The organism is Bradyrhizobium sp. T-12 (assembly GCF_058314695.1).
Window position 1 is genome coordinate 6,613,923 of the sequence record NZ_CM177756.1, and the last position, 15,942, is coordinate 6,629,864.

Annotated in this window: 15 protein-coding genes; 6 read left to right on the forward strand and 9 right to left on the reverse strand. The window is 64.9% G+C overall.

Translation table 11 applies throughout. The features are described from left to right. The first annotated feature begins 81 nt into the window (after positions 1–81). The 3 genes from AC0WRY_RS31490 (at position 82) to AC0WRY_RS31500 (ending at position 2,645) form a co-directional block, all read left to right on the forward strand. The gene (locus AC0WRY_RS31490; protein WP_491122309.1) at positions 82–894 is read left to right on the forward strand and encodes an MBL fold metallo-hydrolase; all 813 of its coding nucleotides are present in this window, start codon (positions 82–84) and stop codon (positions 892–894) included. Positions 895–959: 65 nt separating this feature from the next. Beyond that, positions 960–1,481, forward strand: a complete 522-nt coding sequence (locus AC0WRY_RS31495) for a hypothetical protein (protein ID WP_491122310.1) — start codon at positions 960–962, stop codon at positions 1,479–1,481. 111 nt (positions 1,482–1,592) lie between these two features. Next, on the forward strand, positions 1,593–2,645 hold the full coding sequence (locus tag AC0WRY_RS31500) for an amidohydrolase family protein (protein ID WP_491122311.1): 1,053 nt from the start codon (positions 1,593–1,595) through the stop codon (positions 2,643–2,645). Positions 2,646–2,727: 82 nt separating this feature from the next. On the opposite strand, the gene AC0WRY_RS31505 is transcribed toward AC0WRY_RS31500, so the two are convergent. Continuing rightward, complete coding sequence (locus AC0WRY_RS31505; protein ID WP_194404606.1) at positions 2,728–3,183, reverse strand: cupin domain-containing protein; 456 nt, start codon at positions 3,181–3,183, stop codon at positions 2,728–2,730. A gap of 236 nt (positions 3,184–3,419) precedes the next feature. Here AC0WRY_RS31505 and AC0WRY_RS31510 point away from each other — a divergent pair, with 236 nt between their 5' ends. After that, complete coding sequence (locus AC0WRY_RS31510) at positions 3,420–3,974, forward strand: hypothetical protein (protein ID WP_491122312.1); 555 nt, start codon at positions 3,420–3,422, stop codon at positions 3,972–3,974. Positions 3,975–4,063: 89 nt separating this feature from the next. On the opposite strand, the gene AC0WRY_RS31515 is transcribed toward AC0WRY_RS31510, so the two are convergent. Together AC0WRY_RS31515 and pcaB are read right to left on the reverse strand one after the other, a co-directional pair. Then, positions 4,064–5,320 (reverse strand): aminopeptidase, encoded by a 1,257-nt coding sequence (locus tag AC0WRY_RS31515; protein ID WP_194404608.1) that lies wholly within the window; start codon positions 5,318–5,320, stop codon positions 4,064–4,066. Positions 5,321–5,432: 112 nt separating this feature from the next. Then, entirely contained in the window at positions 5,433–6,794 is a 1,362-nt protein-coding gene (gene pcaB, locus AC0WRY_RS31520) for a 3-carboxy-cis,cis-muconate cycloisomerase (RefSeq protein WP_194404609.1), read from the reverse strand. A gap of 463 nt (positions 6,795–7,257) precedes the next feature. Here pcaB and AC0WRY_RS31525 point away from each other — a divergent pair, with 463 nt between their 5' ends. Then, positions 7,258–8,817, forward strand: a complete 1,560-nt coding sequence (locus AC0WRY_RS31525) for a winged helix-turn-helix domain-containing tetratricopeptide repeat protein (RefSeq protein ID WP_194404610.1) — start codon at positions 7,258–7,260, stop codon at positions 8,815–8,817. 53 nt (positions 8,818–8,870) lie between these two features. On the opposite strand, the gene AC0WRY_RS31530 is transcribed toward AC0WRY_RS31525, so the two are convergent. The 4 genes from AC0WRY_RS31530 to AC0WRY_RS31545 form a co-directional block, all read right to left on the reverse strand. After that, on the reverse strand, positions 8,871–9,602 hold the full coding sequence (locus AC0WRY_RS31530; RefSeq protein WP_491122313.1) for a hypothetical protein: 732 nt from the start codon (positions 9,600–9,602) through the stop codon (positions 8,871–8,873). An 86-nt stretch (positions 9,603–9,688) separates the two neighbouring features. Further along, entirely contained in the window at positions 9,689–10,408 is a 720-nt protein-coding gene (locus AC0WRY_RS31535) for a hypothetical protein (protein WP_194408465.1), read from the reverse strand. A gap of 136 nt (positions 10,409–10,544) precedes the next feature. Then, positions 10,545–10,793, reverse strand: coding sequence for a hypothetical protein (locus AC0WRY_RS31540; protein ID WP_194404612.1), 249 nt, complete (start codon positions 10,791–10,793; stop codon positions 10,545–10,547). Between the two features lie 139 nt (positions 10,794–10,932). Next, entirely contained in the window at positions 10,933–11,907 is a 975-nt protein-coding gene (locus AC0WRY_RS31545) for an NAD(P)H-dependent flavin oxidoreductase (RefSeq protein WP_491122314.1), read from the reverse strand. Positions 11,908–12,016: 109 nt separating this feature from the next. Between AC0WRY_RS31545 and AC0WRY_RS31550 the strand changes: the two genes are divergently transcribed. Then, the gene (locus AC0WRY_RS31550; RefSeq protein ID WP_491122315.1) at positions 12,017–13,579 is read left to right on the forward strand and encodes an AMP-binding protein; all 1,563 of its coding nucleotides are present in this window, start codon (positions 12,017–12,019) and stop codon (positions 13,577–13,579) included. Positions 13,580–13,904: 325 nt separating this feature from the next. On the opposite strand, the gene AC0WRY_RS31555 is transcribed toward AC0WRY_RS31550, so the two are convergent. Further along, a complete protein-coding gene (locus tag AC0WRY_RS31555; protein ID WP_491122316.1) occupies positions 13,905–14,678 on the reverse strand; it encodes a thioesterase family protein in 774 nt (257 codons plus the stop codon). A 214-nt stretch (positions 14,679–14,892) separates the two neighbouring features. After that, complete coding sequence (locus tag AC0WRY_RS31560; protein ID WP_194404616.1) at positions 14,893–15,861, reverse strand: NAD(P)H-dependent flavin oxidoreductase; 969 nt, start codon at positions 15,859–15,861, stop codon at positions 14,893–14,895. Positions 15,862–15,942 lie beyond the last annotated feature (81 nt).

The following is a 15,942-nucleotide window of genomic DNA, read 5'->3' on the forward strand; positions in this document are numbered from 1 at the left end:
CGCGCTGTTGATCGCTGGCAGTTGGCCACATGCAGCATTGCACGCTAGACTTTCCCCGAGGCGTCATCGGGGACGGAATTCATGTGGCGACTGGTTTCGGCGGCTCTGGCGCTGTTCGGCGCAGTTCTCTCACCTGCCCTCGCCCAGCAGCCACAACGCAGCGAATGCCTGGCGATGGCCAATGCCGCGCCCAGGGCCATGCCGGTCGCGCTCCGGCAGGCCGCCGGCACCGCCGAGGCCGAGATCACCTATGCCGGCCACTCCACCTATTTCATCGACACGCCCGGGGGCTTGCGCATCGCGACCGATTACAGCGGCGCCTATCAGGTGGGACGGCTGCCCGACGTCGTGACCATGAACCGGGCCCACAGCACGCACTACTCGCTGTTTCCCGACAAGCGCATTCCTCACGTGCTGCATGGCTGGGGCGAGGACGGCAAGCCGGCGATCGTGTCGGAGCGTATCAGCGACACCTTCATCCGCAACGTCACGACCGACATCCGCCGCTATTTCGGCGACGATGCCGGCACCGACATGATCCGCGACGGCAATTCGATCTTCATCTTCGAGGTCGCCGGCCTCTGCATCGGCCATCTCGGCCACCTCCATCACAAGCTCGACGACAGCCATTTCGCCCAGATCGGACGGCTCGATATCGTGATGGTGCCGATCGACGGCACCTACACCATGTCGCTGGACGGCATCTCCGACATCACCAGGCGGCTGCGCGCCTCGGTGGTGCTGCCGATGCACCGCTTCGCCACCCCGCTCGACGACTTCATGCGCCGGATCGGCCAGCAATTCGAGATCGACCGCCGCTCCGGGCGGTCCTTCCGGATGTCGCGGGATGCGTTGCCCTCGAAGCCGACGGTGATCATCCTCGACGGGGTCTGAGGCGCAATTTTCTCCAAGCCGGCCGCCGGCGGAAAGTGCTGATTTCCTCTCAACAGGAGATCGACATGACCGACTTTGCCAAACTCTTGCACGCGGACGGACCGAATCCCGAGCACACGGCGGCGCTGCAGCTTTACGGCCGCTTTGTCGGCGACTGGGACGCCGAGATTACGGCCCATGGATCCGACGGCACGAAGCATACCGCGCCTGGCGAGATCCATTTCGGCTGGGTGCTGGAGGGCCGTGCCGTCCAGGACGTCTGGATCATTCCCCGCCCCGCGGACTCTCAAGCGTTTCCGATCGCCGGCAATTGGTACGGCACGACGCTGCGTGTCTACGATCCGACCATCGACGCGTGGCGGATTTCCTGGTTCGATCCCGGCCGCAGCGTCTTCCGCCAGCAGATCGGCCGTTCGCGCGGGCAGGACATGGTGCAGGAAGGCACCACCGAAGCCGGCGAACTGACGCGCTGGAGCTTTACGGAGATCACCAAGGACGCCTTCCATTGGCTCGGCGAGGTCAAAACGGCCGATGCAGCCGATTGGCGACTGGTCGTCGACGTGAGGGCCAAGCGGCGCAAGAGCTGACGACAGCGCCGCATTGCCCGCGGCGACGGGTGCGGTTGCGCAGCACGCGCTGCTGCGTGGCGAGACGAGATGATAGGCTCCCGGCACAATAACATGAGGGAGCGAACGCCGATGGCTGCAAGCGGGTTGCCCGCCAACACGAGCGGGTTGTTCGTCGAACCGCGCGAGGACTGGCTTGCGCTGCATCGGGAGGAGATCATCGATCCCGCGCGGCCGATCGTCGATCCCCATCACCATCTCTGGAATCGCGGGCACCGCTATCTCATCGAGGAGATGGCTGATGACATCGCCTCCGGCCACAACATCATCGCGACCGTCTATGTCGATTGCCGCTCGATGTATCGCGCCCACGGACCGGAGGCATTCCGGCCCGTCGGCGAGGTCGAGTTCGCCAACGGGATCGCGGCGATGAGCGCGAGCGGCGCTTACGGCAAGGCCGCGATCTGCGCCGGCATCGTCAGCCACGCCAATCTGCTGCTCGGCGACGCCGCAAAACCGGTGCTGGAGGCCGAGATCGCGGCCGGCAACGGCCGCTTCCGCGGCATCCGGCATTCCTCGGCCTGGGACGAAGATCCTGTTGTCGCCGGCATGTATGCGAACAGGCCGAAGGGCCTGTTGCAGGACCCGGCCTTTCGCAAAGGCTTTGCCTGCCTCGCGCCGTTGAACCTCAGCTTCGACGCCTGGCTATTCCATCCGCAGATCGGTGAGCTCACCGCGCTGGCACGGGCCTTCCCCGACACCAGGATCGTGCTCGACCATTGCGGCGGCCCGGCCGGGACAGGTCGCTTCGCGGGACGGCGCGAGGAGGTGTTCGCGCAATGGCGTGCGTCGATCCGGGAGATCGCGAAATGCGAGAACGTGGTGGTCAAGCTCGGCGGGCTCGCAATGTGCCTGCTCGGCTACGACTTCCATTTGCGCGAGAGGCCCCCGGCATCCGAAGAGCTCGCCGCGGCCTGGCGGCCCTATGTCGAGACCTGCATCGAGGCGTTCGGCGTCAAGCGCGCGATGTTCGAGAGCAATTTCCCGCCGGACAAGGGCCAGTGCAGCTACCAGGTGATCTTCAACGCTTTCAAGCGTATCGCCGCACCGCTGAGCGAGGACGAGAAGACGGCCCTGTTCTCGCAGACTGCAACCGAAGTCTACCGGCTCGAGCTGCCGTCATGACGAGAAGAGGGGCCGGGATGTTAGTCCCGACCCCTCTTCGTCGTGGCCGCTGGGAAGCGTCCTTGAAACCTGACTGGTAGCCCTAGCCTGCGCCCATCAGCGAGGCCGGGCGGCGCTCGCCGGTGGCGGTGAAGATCTTCTTGAGCTTGTTCACCACCCGGATCAGGAAGCCGATCATCACGGGATTGGTCTTGCGGCAGAAGGCGATCTTCTTGACGTAGCCTTCGACATGCCATTTGGCATGCGCGCCGTCGCGGAAGAAGATGACATCGCCGGGGCCGTAGCGCTTCGGCGGCATGCCGTCGCTTTCGAGCACGATCGATCCTTCCATGATCATGATCGTCTCATCAATATCGTAGTACCAGTTGAAGCGCCCTTCGGTGCAGTGCCAGATGATGGTCGAGGCGGTGCCGTCGGCGCTGGTGGACAGGATGTGCGAGCGCGACACCGGGTTGCCCTCGATGATCCAGGACGGCTCGATCGGCCGCAGCTCGAGGTCGACATTGCAACTACCGATTTCAATCAATGAGCGCGACATCTTCTTCCCCAGGGGATATAATAAGTATGCCCGGGTCTCGGCCCGGATTGTTTCGAAAGAAGTTGGAACGCTAGTCATCGGTTTTTAATTCTTTCTTACGCAGGCCTCGAAAATCAGCCGGAAGTTGCAGCCGCAACGCGGTTAACGCCGCGATTTCCCTGCAAATTCGCGCACATGAACCGGTCCCTTTTGGGGTGCGACAAAGTGCGCGGAAGCACCAAGACGGAGCCACTCCGATGCCCCTCACGCCCGAGGTTGTGACAGCCAATCGCGCGGTCGTCGCCCGGCTCGCCAGCCTCGACGTTTCCTTCGTGCCGGACGAGGAGCCCTGGTTCACCATCGACGGCATCGACACCCCCCGGCAGATCGGCAGTGACGGCTCCGGCGGCGCGCTCGTGCTTCTGCCGTCGCAGACTGTGCTCTACGTGTCGTCGGAGGGCCGCGCGGGAATTATCGCGGACACTTTCGAAGCATTCGTCCAGCTCGTCGTCGCCCGCCCCTATTGGCTCGACATCCTCAAATTTTCCGCCGGCGGTGACCTCCAGGAGATGCGGCGCGCGGCGGAGGCACTTGAGGCGACGCTCGACGACGAGGACGAGATCAACGTGGCCCGCGCGGAGATCCGCAAGAGCCTCGAGCTCAGCGAGGCGAACGATCCCGTCGGCGCGCTCTACGAGGCAATCGCTGCGTCCGACGCCATCGTGCGGGCCACCGACGGCAGCCCGTTCACGACGCTGTTCAACCGTTTCAGCATCGACAACAATCCAATGCTGCGCAACGCGGCAGCGTGAGAGGTAGCGAGACTGTTGCGAAGACGTCCACCTCTCCCTGCGGAAGAGGTGGGCCACGCCTCGGGCCACCTATTGGATCGAACTGGATACTACTTCGCCCACTCGCCCTTGCGGAACACCGGGACCTTGCTGCCATCGGGCAAGATGCCGTCGATATCGGTCTCGGCCGAGCCGATCATCCAGTCGATATGGATCAGGCTCTGGTTGCCGCCTTGCGCCGCGATCTGCTGCGGGGTGAGCTGCGCGCCGTTGACGAAGCACTTCGAATAGCACTGGCCGAGCGCGATGTGAGACGCCGCGTTCTCGTCGAACAGCGTGTTGTAGAACAACAGCCCGCTCTGCGAGATCGGCGAGGAATGCGGCACCAGCGCCACCTCGCCGAGGCGGCGGGCGCCTTCGTCGGTGTCGAGCACCTTGTTCAGCACCTCAGCGCCTCGCGAAGCCTTTGCGTCTACGATCTTGCCGTCCTCGAAGCGCACCGCGATGTTGTCGATCAGCGTGCCCTGGTAGGACAGCGGCTTCGAGCTCACGACATGGCCATAGACGCGACGGCAATGCGGCGTGGTGAAGACCTCTTCGGTCGGGATGTTGGCGTTGCAGCTGATGCCGTTCTTGGAGAGCGAGGCCCCGCCCTCCCATTCGTGGCCGTCGGCAAGGCCAATGGTGAGGTCGGTGCCCGGTCCCGAATATTGCAAGGCACGAAAGCGCTGGCCGTTGAGCCAGTTGGTCCGCTCGCGCAGCACCGCATTGTGGCTCGCCCAATTGCCCATCGCATCCTCGCGATCGACGCGGCTTGCTGCGAAAATCGCATCCGCGAGCTTGCCGATGGCAACGTCCTCGGGATCATCGGGGAAGACCTGCTTGGCCCAGGACGGGCTCGGATAGGCGATGATGTTCCAGTTGGTGTCGAAATTGACGATCTTCTCCAGCGCGGGCTGATAGGCCATCGAGTTCGCCTTGCTGGCGCGTGCCACCTTGGAAGGATCTTCGCCCGACAGCAGCATCGGATTGTCGCCGACGATGGCGAGCCGCGCGGTGTTGTCAGCGAATGCCTTGGCCATGCCCTCGTAGAGCCACCCGGCGGCGCGATCGAAGCTGTTGTCGTGGCCGTGGCGGTAGCGCGCCAGCGTCATCTCCTCGTCCGACAGGATCGGCGTCACGATACCGGCGCCGGCCTTGTAGGCATGCACGGCGATCCGTCTCACCAGCGGCAGCGCGATCGCAGGCGCGGTGAGAAGAAGATCCTGTCCCGGCCGCAAGCCCAGGCCCACCTTCACCGCCACCTCGGCCAGCCGGTCGAGCTTCACGGGATCAATGGAAGCGGTGGAATTGCGGTGGTCGGTCATGCGGGGCCCTCTGCCGAAGTCTCTCGTTCAATCTAAGTCTAGCATCGCGAGGCGCAAGTGCGCGAGCACCTTGCGACACCGAGAAGATACGCAGTTTCACGCATATTGGTTTTCAACGCGTTGCCGATTTCAGCACCCGGTCAACCATGTCGGGCGCGAGCCCGAGGTAATTTTTCGGTGAGGTGAGTGCCTCGATTGTGGCGCGATCGATGCGGCTCGCGATCCGCGAGTCCGCCGACAGCGCATCGGCCAGGCTCATTCCCTTGTCGTTGGCCTGACGGCAGGCGTCGTAAACCACGTCATGGGCCTCTTGCCGGCCGAGCTGCGGCGCGAGCCCCATCATGACCGCTTCGGCCACGATCAGGCCGCGGCTGACCGCGAGATTGTCGTTCATCTTCGCCTCGTCCACGATCAGGCCGGCGAGTGCGAACTTCGCCTGATGCAGCGCGCCGGCGGTCAGCACGAAGCTTTCGGGGATCGCCATCCATTCGGCGTGCCAGGGCCCCGTGGCGCGCTCGAAATCCTGAACCATGGCGTCGAGCATCAGGCCGGCATGCTGGCGCACCGCCTTGGAGGCCGCCAGCATCAGTTCCGACGAGATCGGATTGCGCTTCTGCGGCATGGTCGAGGAGGCGCCGCGCCCCTTGACGAAAGGCTCGTAGACCTCGGCGAACTCGGTCGAAGCCATGATCATGATGTCTAGCGCGATCTTGCCGAGCGAGCCGGTGACGAGCGCCAGGAAATTCACGGCTTCCGCAAATCCGTCGCGCGCAACGTGCCAGGTCGAGGCGGGAACGCCGAGCTTCAGCTCGGCGCAGAGTGCCTCCTGCACATCGAACCCCTTATCGCCGAGCGAGGCCAGAGTACCGGCCGCGCCGGCGAACTGGCCGACCAGCACGCGCGGCTTCAGCTGCGCCAGCCGCTCGGCATGGCGATCGAACATGGCGAGCCAGATCGCGGTCTTGTAGCCGAAGGTCACCGGCAGCGCCTGCTGGAGATGGGTGCGGCCCGCCATCGGCGTGTCGCGATGGCGTTTCGAAAGATTCGCCAGGATGCCGCGGAGCTCGTCGATGTCGCGCGCGACGATCTCCAGCGCGGCGCGGAGCTGCAGCACCACGGCGGTGTCCATGATGTCCTGCGTGGTCGCACCCCAATGCACGTAGCGGCCGGCCTCCCCGCACTGCTTCGCCAGCTGATGCACCAAAGGGAGGATGGGGTAGCCGACGATGTCGGTTTCCTGCCTGAGCAGATCGAAATCGAGCGCGGCGACGTCAGTCCGCGCCGCGATCTGCTCAGCAGCGTCTCGCGGAATGACGCCGCATCTCCCTTCCGCCCTCGCCAACGCCACCTCGACCTCCGCATAGCGGGCGACCGTCGCGACGTCGGAAAACACCTCGCGCATCTCCGGCGTGCCGAAGGCATCGCGGAACAGCATGGAATCGAGCACAGTGGTGGAAGCGCTAAAGGCGGGCATGGGCGTTTCTTCGTGGTTGGTGTTTTGTATGGGCGATAGCTTATGCAGGCCGCGCGGTTCAGGAAAGGACATTCACGGCTCATCGCATCGACCGCACGGCGACATCATGACGGCACTTCCCGTTAATTCGTCATCCTGAGGCGCGGGCGAGCGATGCTAAGCAGCGCACGAGGAGCCTCGAAGGATGAGCGGCCGCGCTGCAGCCGGGCCGTGCATCCTTCGAGGCCTCCGCTGCGCTCCGGCACCTCGGGAGGACGGAGTTGGATATGCGAAGATGATCTTTTTGGTGATTTGTTCAGCGCAACATCCTGGCAGTGGTTGTATTCCCTCGGACAACGGCATGGCTGCCATCACACGATGGCGGTGAACCAGGCACCCCTCTCGGCAGACTCACAATTTTCGACCCAAATTTCCTTTTTGTCGTTTGCTTGCCCGATGTCGTTGTGAAGCCTGAGTTTTCGACGTGCAGTTTCTGTTCCGGGACCACCTCCTCGATACCGACCTGCGCGAACTGAGCCGCGAGCAGGTTCCAATTGCCGTGGAGCCGCAGGTCTTCGACCTCGTCGTCCACCTCATGCAGAACCGCGACCGCGTCGTCAGCAAGAACGAGCTGATCGACAAGATCTGGCACGGGCGCAGCGTCTCCGAATCCACTCTGACCAGCCGGATCAACGCCGCGCGCAAGGCGATCGGCGACAGCGGCGCGAGCCAGACCCTGATCCGCACCATCGCCCGCAAGGGTTTTCGCTTCGTCGGCGATGTCGAGGCTAAAGGTGGCGCGATCCTGCCGGAACACGGCCGCGCCGCCTCTATGCCGCGGGCTGCGCTGGCGCTTCCCGAGCGACCCGCGATCGCCGTGCTGCCCTTCACCAATATGAGCGGCGAGGACGGGCAGGATTATTTCTCCGACGGCATCAGCGAGGACATCATCACCGCACTGTCGAAGCTGCGCTGGTTCTTCGTCGTCGCGCGCAATTCCTCCTTCGTCTACAAGGGCCGCGCCGTGCACATCCGCGAGGTCGCGCGCGAGCTCGGGGTACGCTACGTGGTCGAAGGTAGTGTGCGGCGGAGCGGCGAGCGGGTGCGCATCTCGGCCCAGCTCAACGATGTCTCGACCGGCAGCCATCTCTGGGCCGAGCGCTACGATCGCGAGCTCGCCGACATCTTCGCCGTGCAGGACGAGATCACCGAAGCGATTGTCGCCGCGATCGAGCCACAGCTCTATGCCGCGGAAAATTTTCGCGCCCAGCAGAAGCCGCCGGGGAGCCTCGACGCCTGGGACCTCGTGATGCGCGCGCTGTCGCATCATTGGCGCATCACGCGCGAGGACAACGCCGCCGCGCAGGGGTTGCTGGAACAGGCTGTCGCGATCGATCCTGCCTATGGCAAGGCGCTAGGCCTGCTCGCGACCAGCCACATCTTCGGTGCGCATATGGGCTGGGCCGACATGGCGACGACAGTGCCGATCGCCGAGCGCGCGGCGCTCGCGGCGGTGGAAGCCGATCGCGAGGACGCCTTCGCCCACCACGGGCTCGCCTACACCTATCTGTTCCGCCGCCGCTTCGACGACGCGCTGGCCGAGTTCGAGCTGGCGCTGCAGCTCAATCCGAATTTTGCAATGGCGCACGCCTTCCATGGCGTGACGCTGTGCTACGCCGGCCGGTGGCAGGACGGCGACGCCGCCGCGCGCCGCGCATTGCGGCTCAGCCCGCGTGACCCGCTCGCGGCGATCTATTGCGGGGTTGCGGCCTATGCCCGGTTCGTCGGCCGCGACTATGAGGGAGCCGTGCAGATGGCGCGGGAGTCGATGCGGCAACGCGGCGATTTCGTCGGCGCGCACCGCGTGCTGACGGCTGCCGCCGGGATGTCAGGAAATCCGGCGCTCGCGGCGACCGCCCTGGACGGTCTGCGCCGCGCTCAGCCCGGTATCTCGCTCGGCTGGATCACACGCGAGCTGCCGATGCTGCGAGACGAGGATCGTGCGCATTATTTGGAAGGGTTGCGGCGCGCCGGAATGACGTGACGGCGGCGCGACAGCGCACCTTCTTTGCTGGCAGCCGCGATCGCGGCTAAACGCTAATCGTCGTCGGAGCCGAACAGCCGGATCTGCGGGAAGCCACCGCGCGGCCGGCCGGCGTAATCGCGGGAATCCGAGTCCTCGCGGACGTTGCGCGCGACGTCGTCCCAATCGGTGCGATCGCGCACGCCGCGCTGCTCGCGGCCCTCGTAATAATGGCGGCGCTCTGCCCAACGATCGCGGCGCTCCATTCGGCGCCGCTCTGACGCTGCGCGCTTCATGTCGGAATCTTTCGCCTTGGCATAGGCATTGTCAGGCGAAGTGGCGGGATCGACCGATGCTTGCTGCTCGCCCGGTTTTGCGGCCTTTGGTGACGATGCGAGGGCCGGTTTGGACTGTTCCTTCAACTGTTCCTTGGGTGGCTCAACCGCGGCCGCCTGTGACGGCGGCGGCGGTGCCGGCGGTTCGGCATTCGCTTGAGTGGGCTGCGGGTCAGGTTTGGCCACTTCGGGCTTGGCCGCTTCAGGTTTGGCTTCGGCCTGCGCCGGTGTGGCGATCATCCCGCCAAAGGCTTGCGAGCCCGTGAGATAATTCACGCGTTCCGACGGCGCGTTGGTCGCCGCCGGCGCGCCAGCGGATTCGGCGCGTTGCGCCATCTTGCTGGTGTCCGGGCCGTGCTTGGACGTGACCGGATTCATGATATTGCCGGCGACGATGCCGCCGCCCAGACCAATGGCGATGGCTGCGACAATGGTTCCGGCACCGACGAAATAGGCTGTCGAGGCGCGCATTGATCCACTCCCTCTTTGGGGCGAGCAACGCGCGTTGATTGCCGGATGTTCCTGGTGGGAAAGCAGTTCCTGAAGGAACTTGAGCGTCAGATCTGCTGCGCGACCTTCTCGAGCCCGATGAGGCGAGCGAGCTTGCGCACTTCCTCTTTCTGATCGTCACGCAGCTGGAATAGCAGTGGCATGGCCGCCGACTTCAACTGCTGGACCTCATCGCAATTCGGGTCGATCTGCGCGCTGGGCGGCGCGTTCGGATTGGAGAGCTTGTTCGCCGAAATCTTCCGGACGACGTTGCGCAGCGCGCTCTCAACCGAGGGCCAGTAATATTCCTGCGACGAGGACAGTTTCAGGCGGTCCCTGATGCCCGCAATCTGTGCGTCGGACAGCAGGGTGTAATGTTTCTGCGGCTGCGGCTTCGCCACCACCTTCGGCTTGGCCGGAACTTCGACGGCGGGAACCTCCGCGGCGGCGGGCGCTTCGGACACGCTTGGCGCGGCCTTCGGCATTGGGAAGTCGGTAGGCGTTGCAGCGGCAAAGGCCTGGCGCAGTGGCTCGGTCAGCACGGGCGCCTGGGAAAGCCTGTCGGCGGGAACCTGCACCGGCTCGATCGCCGCAGAAGCCAGGGCGAGGGTCGGGACCAGGCGGTCGGCCTTGGCGGCGCGGTTGGTTGCGAGCGGCTTGGGCGGAGGCGTCTGGGCGATCATGTCTTCGCTGACGCTGGGTACGCTGTCTCGGCCAAGGATGGCGGTGGTGGCGGCGCCCAGGACGAGGAAACAGGTCAGCACAACGATGGTGATGGCTTTGGACAAACGTCTCTCCGGGAACGGACGCTTCACGAGTTTGTTAACGATGCCCGGGAAAAGGGCACGAATTATGGCTTGAGTGTGCCTTCGTTGCGACAATCAGCATGCTTGCAGCGACATCCCGCGCAAAAAGCCAAGGAAATCAGGCTGCTGCCGACAGGTCGTAGGCGTCCTGGATGTCGGCGACGATCTCCGAGGCCTCCCAGACCGCGCGCGGCTCGACCGATTGCAGCGCCACCGTCCAGTTGCCGCCCCGGCGGGTGCGCGGGACGCTGACGATGTCGAAGCGGACGTTGCGGCACAGCGGGTGGCGGGCCAGGGCATGAGCGACGCGAACGCGAATCTCGTCCAGCGTCGCGGCTGTCTTGCTGTTGAGATAATCGAAATCCATCGCCTGTCCCTCTCGTCCTGATTGGCGGCCGTGAGGGGATTCTTGGCGGGCGTTGGTTAATCTGCCGTTAAGTGAGGCGTTTCGAGCGAGCGCTCGATTAACTGTGATCGAGACCGGCGGGCCCTGCCCCTCCGCAATTCTACGGGGATGGACGCGTCCTCGCCTCGCGATATTCGATCACGGTCCGCGCAACGAGATCCTCGACAGCGAGCACGTCGGTGACACCCGAGGTGGAATGTCCCCCGCTCCAGATGTCCCGCCAGCGTTTCGGACGATTCTCGCGCTTGGCGACGTCGATATCCTTGGCAATGTCGATCGCGCCGCGCGCCGGCAGGTCGTCAGGATCAAGCCCGGCGGCCACGATCGACGGCCGCAGCATGCTGGTCTGCAGGCCCGTGAATGCGGTGGTGAGTAGGATGTCGTCGGCGCTGCTGTCGACCAGCATCCGCTTGTGGCGGTCGTCCGCCATGCTCTCGCGCGTCGCGATGAACTTGGTGCCCATATAAGCGAGATCGCAGCCGAGCACTTCGGCCGCATGCAGCGCATGGCCGTCGCTGATGCCGCCGGCGAGCACGATGATGCCGTCATAGAACGCGCGCACCGCGCGGACGAAGGCGAACGGGTTGAGCCAGCCGGTCTGCCCGCCCGCGCCCGCGGTGAGCAGCACCAGCCCGTCGGCCCCTGCTTCGGCCGCGCGTTCGGCGTGGCGGATGGAAGCGACGTCCGCCAGCACCAGCGCACCCGCATCGTGCAGCGGCTTCACCACGGGCGCGGGCGAGCCGACCGACGTGATGACGATCTCGGGTCTGTGCCGCAGTAGCACGGCGAGATCCTGCCCCAGCCGCGCATTGGAGCGATGCACGATCAGGTTCGGGCAGAGCGGCGCGGCCTTGCGGCCGGTCTGGTCTTCGTGCCGGCGCAGACGCGTCTCGATCGTGGTGAGCCATTCATCGAGCTGGTCCGGACTGCGGCAATTCACGGTCGGGAAGCTGCCGATCACCCCGCTCTGGCAGGCCGCGGCCATGAGCTCGACGCCCGACACCAGGAACATCGGCGCCGCGATCAAAGGCAGCGCGAGACGATCGCGAAAGCGTTGCAGTCGATCGGATGTCACGCATGCCTCCCCTCGCGCGGGCTTTGTCGTTTCCTCCCGCAGTCTCTGTGCTAGCGTCATCGGCAACATTGGCACGTCAGAAGCCGGTGACAAAGCAACGAGGAAACATATGTCCGATCCGCTCCATGCATCGTCCCCGACTTGTGCGCAGACGCTACGGGCGCTGTCGCGCTATCCCGGCCGCATTGCCTTCGCCTGGCCCGGCGGATCGCTGAGTTACCAAGGCACCATCGACCTGATCGGACGCATCCAGAATGTATTCACGCGGCTCGGCTTGCAGCCGGGCGCGCGCGCCGCCTTCCTCACCGCGAACCGTGCCGACACCTGGTGCGCCGGCGTCGCCGCACAATTGTCGCGGCTCTGCATCACCTGGCTGCATCCGCTGGGATCGCTCGAGGACCAGCTGTTCCAGCTCGACGATTCCGAAGCCGAGATGCTGGTGGTCGATGCGGCTGCCTTCCGCGATCGCGGCGGCGAGCTTGCGGCGAGAGCGGGCCGGCTGAAGGCGGTCTTCACCATGGGGCCGGCCGGCTACGGTGTCGATCTGCTGGCCGCCATCGAGAGCGCGGGACATGCGAGCGCGCAAAACCTCGCCAGCCTCGATGATCTCTCGACGCTGAACTACACCGGCGGCACCACCGGCAAATCCAAGGGCGCGCTGCGCTATCACCGCGAGAATGCAGGAGCAGCCGCCGCGATCCTCGCCGATTTCGAAATCCCCGACGCAGCGCGCTACCTCACGGTCGCCCCGATCAGTCACGTCGCCGGCACGAAAGTGCTGCCGACCCTGATGCGCGGCGGCACCGTACACATGCTCAAGGGATTTGATCCCGAGGCGGTGCTGACGACGATCGCGCGCGAGCGCATCAATTTCACGCTGTTCGTGCCGACCATGATCTACGTGCTGCTCGACCATCCCGCGCTTGACAGGACCGATCTCTCCTCGCTCGAGCTGGTGCTCTACGGGGCGTCGGCGATGTCGCCGAGCCGGCTGATCGAAGGCATCGAGCGGATCGGCCCTGTGTTCTCGCAGCTCTACGGCCAGACCGAATGCTATCCGGTCTCGGTGCTGCGCAAGGCGGATCACGATCCCAAGACGCCGGAGCTGTTCCTGTCCTGCGGCTTCCCGATCGCAGCCTGCGAGGTCAGGATCCTCGACGACAACGACGAGGAGGTGAAGACGGGCGAGGCCGGCGAGATTTGCGTGCGGGCCCCGCACGTCATGGCGGAATACTGGAAGCGGCCGGACATCACCGCCGAGACGCTGAAGAACGGCTGGGTTCACACCGGCGACATCGCGCGGAAGGACGAGCGCGGCTACATGTTCATCCTCGACCGCAAGAAGGACATGATCGTATCAGGCGGCTTCAACATCTTCCCGCGCGAGGTCGAGGACGTGCTGTCGCAGCATGCCGATGTCGCCATGGTCGCGGTCGTCGGCATTCCCGACGAGAAATGGGGCGAAGCCGTCACCGCCATTGTCGTGCCGCGCGAGGGCGCAAGGCCGGATCCGGACGAGCTGATCAATTTGGTCAAGACCCGCAAAGGCTCGGCGCATGCGCCCAAGCAGATCCAGTTCGTCAAGCAATTGCCGATGACCGGCGTCGGCAAGGTCGACAAGAAAGTGCTGCGCGCGGGCTTCTGGAGCGGCCGGGATCGGATGGTGGGGTAAAACACCCCGGAATTCTACGGGGATGTTGTGGCCCGGACAGCACAACGCGCAACGGAGTGCGCGCGCGTGGCGCCCAGACAATTGCCGGCGAATCCGGGAATCGCCTAGACCGCTGATGGGGCTGGGAAGCGGAGTGGGACATGAGAGTCGCTTCCCTGGAAAGTGCAGTCGCCGCGGTCACGTTGATCACGGCTATCATCGTGGTGCTGTGGGAGATCAAGATCTTCTACGGACTATGAACTGGCAGGATGCCCGGGTCGAACACGACCACGCATCCCTTCCGCGGCGGCGGAAGCCTGCCCGTTCAATCGCGCGATCCGTGTCCTCACCGCTTCTCGATCACGAGACTCTGCACCGCGCGGCCGAAATAGCCCTGGCGATCTGCGAGGCGCGACATGGCAAGTCCCGCGCCGTCGGGCCCGATCCAGGACTCGCCGTCGAGCAGGATCCACTCACCGACCGGCTGACGCGCGAAGCTCACGGTGAGGTCTGCATTGATGTAGGTCCAGGCGCGGAAGTCGAGCGTCGAGGCGGTGCCGTTGGAGAAATCGGCGGCGACCACGGCGCGCATGGCCTGCGAGATCGCCTCCCCCTCGATCAGCGGATTATCGACGCGAAACCAGATCGCGCCGGCACCGGCCTGACCGAAGCGGCCGCGCGCGGCACGCATCGAGACCGAACGCACGAACGGGCTGGTGGCGGCGTGACCATCCTCGGCCAGCGAGTCCTCCGGCGACGGCAGCGTGACCGGCAGCTCCTCGACATCATCGGGCAGGCTCAAGGCCTGGCGCCTGATCTTGAGCACGGTCGCGCCGACGACCTGCACGCCATCGGCCAGCAGCTTGATATTGCATAGCTGGATCTTGCGGCCCTCGCGCAGGACCTCGGTCTCGATCGTGAGCGGCGCCACCGGCACCGGACGCATCAGGTCGATGGTGACGCGCGCGATGTCCATTGCAACAGGCGTCGGAATGCGCTCGGCTGCCCACGTCACCAGCGACGCCGGCGCCGAGCCGTGCTGCATGCGCCGATCCCAGGGACCGGCGGCATCCGGGCTGGTGACGACGCTGTTGCCGTCGACGCGGTAGATGGCGGACATCACTCAAATCTCTGTTGGCTTTGAATGTCGGAGCTTAGCAAAAAAGTATCGTCCCTGCGAACGCAGGGACCCATAACCCCAGGGAGAAGTTGTCGCGCGAGACTGGCAACCCCGAGTGTTCGCCAAACTCCTCGTGGTGGCTATGAGTCCCGGGTCTGCGCTGACGCTTGCCCGGGACGATGGTGACGGTGGAGAGAGGCGGGACGACAGTGTTCTACAACGGCGGATCGACCGCTTCGTCGTACTCCTTCTTGAAACGGGCGATCAGTTCGGCGGCGGGCACGATGCCGTCGACGCTGCCGATGCCCTGGCCCGAGCCCCAGATCTCCTTCCACGCCTTCGGCTTGGCGCGCTCGCCGGAGGCGTCGGTGCCGAAATTCATCTTGGAGGGATCGGAGGTCGGCAGATTCTCGGGATCCATGCCGGCAGCGAGAATCGAGGGCTTCAGATAGTTGCCGTGCACGCCGGTGAAGAGGTTGGAATAGACGATGTCGTCGGCGGTCGATCCCGCGATCATCTCCTTGTACTTCTCGACCGCGTTGGCTTCCTTGGTCGCGATGAAGGCCGAGCCGATATAGGCGAAGTCGGCCCCCAGGATGCGCGCCGCGCGGATCGCCTTGCCGTTGCCGATCGCCCCGGACAGTGCGATCGGTCCGTCGAACCATTTGCGCGTCTCGGCGACGAAGGCCAGCGGCGAGATGGTGCCGGCATGGCCGCCGGCGCCCGCTGCGACCAGGATCAGACCGTCGGCGCCCTTCTCGATCGCCTTGTGCGCGAATTTCTGGTTGATCACGTCGTGGAAGACGATGCCGCCCCAGCCGTGCACGGCCTGGTTCAGCTCCTCGCGGGCGCCGAGCGAGGAGATGATCATCGGCACCTTGTACTTGGCACAGAGCTGCATGTCGTGGTCGAGCCGGTTGTTCGACTTGTGCACGATCTGGTTGACGGCAAACGGCGCCGACGGCCGTTCCGGATGGGCGCGGTCATAGGCCGCGAGCTCTTCGGTGATCCGCGCCAGCCATTCGTCGAGCAGCTCGGGCGGCCGCGCGTTCAGCGACGGGAAAGAGCCGACCACACCCGCCTTGCACTGCGCGATCACGAGATCGGGCACCGAGATGATGAAGAGCGGCGAGCCGATCACGGGGATCGACAGGCGCCCTTTGAACAGGGCAGGCATGGACATTGCGAAACGATCCTCTGTTGGTCGGCCGATGGCAGGTTGGGCGCCATACCAACAAGGCAATCTTTCCACTGTCAAGTATTG

What these genes read in the sequence shown, in the direction of transcription:
- AC0WRY_RS31500 (WP_491122311.1), top strand. Translation starts at nt 1,593, where the DNA reads ATGGCTGCAAGCGGGTTGCCCGCCAACACGAGCGGGTTGTTCGTCGAA.
- AC0WRY_RS31490 (WP_491122309.1), top strand. Translation starts at nt 82, where the DNA reads ATGTGGCGACTGGTTTCGGCGGCTCTGGCGCTGTTCGGCGCAGTTCTC.
- AC0WRY_RS31510 (WP_491122312.1), top strand. Translation starts at nt 3,420, where the DNA reads ATGCCCCTCACGCCCGAGGTTGTGACAGCCAATCGCGCGGTCGTCGCC.
- AC0WRY_RS31530 (WP_491122313.1), bottom strand. Translation starts at nt 9,602, where the DNA reads ATGCGCGCCTCGACAGCCTATTTCGTCGGTGCCGGAACCATTGTCGCA.
- AC0WRY_RS31515 (WP_194404608.1), bottom strand. Translation starts at nt 5,320, where the DNA reads ATGACCGACCACCGCAATTCCACCGCTTCCATTGATCCCGTGAAGCTC.
- AC0WRY_RS31505 (WP_194404606.1), bottom strand. Translation starts at nt 3,183, where the DNA reads ATGTCGCGCTCATTGATTGAAATCGGTAGTTGCAATGTCGACCTCGAG.
- pcaB (WP_194404609.1), bottom strand. Translation starts at nt 6,794, where the DNA reads ATGCCCGCCTTTAGCGCTTCCACCACTGTGCTCGATTCCATGCTGTTC.
- AC0WRY_RS31495 (WP_491122310.1), top strand. Translation starts at nt 960, where the DNA reads ATGACCGACTTTGCCAAACTCTTGCACGCGGACGGACCGAATCCCGAG.
- AC0WRY_RS31555 (WP_491122316.1), bottom strand. Translation starts at nt 14,678, where the DNA reads ATGTCCGCCATCTACCGCGTCGACGGCAACAGCGTCGTCACCAGCCCG.
- AC0WRY_RS31540 (WP_194404612.1), bottom strand. Translation starts at nt 10,793, where the DNA reads ATGGATTTCGATTATCTCAACAGCAAGACAGCCGCGACGCTGGACGAG.
- AC0WRY_RS31550 (WP_491122315.1), top strand. Translation starts at nt 12,017, where the DNA reads ATGTCCGATCCGCTCCATGCATCGTCCCCGACTTGTGCGCAGACGCTA.
- AC0WRY_RS31560 (WP_194404616.1), bottom strand. Translation starts at nt 15,861, where the DNA reads ATGTCCATGCCTGCCCTGTTCAAAGGGCGCCTGTCGATCCCCGTGATC.